This window comes from Vibrio sp. 10N.222.49.C9, from assembly GCF_041474985.1.
Taxonomy (GTDB): domain Bacteria; phylum Pseudomonadota; class Gammaproteobacteria; order Enterobacterales; family Vibrionaceae; genus Vibrio; species Vibrio crassostreae_C.
The window spans coordinates 1-279 of record NZ_JBFRVD010000860.1; the positions used below are offsets into that span (position 1 = coordinate 1).

General features: G+C 44.1%; 1 pseudogene. It reads left to right on the top strand.

Annotation, left to right across the window (positions count from 1 at the left end):
* Positions 1-279 (top strand): annotated as a pseudogene (gene znuC / locus AB4585_RS25950) (zinc ABC transporter ATP-binding protein ZnuC); the annotation flags it as partial.

The following is a 279-nucleotide window of genomic DNA, read 5'->3' on the forward strand; positions in this document are numbered from 1 at the left end:
TACAAGGTCAGGTTGACCTTTATAACCTCATCGATACCATTCGTCATAGATTTAACTGTGCGGTGTTTATGATCTCTCATGACTTGCATTTAGTGATGGCCAAAACTGACAATGTGATCTGCTTACAGCACCATATCTGCTGTTCAGGCACGCCGTCAGCGATCTCTAATCATCCAAGTTATTTGCAGATGTTCGGCAATACCCCTGAATCCAGTCTCGCACTTTATCAACATCATCACGACCATCATCATCATGATCTCTCTGGCGATCCAGTGACAG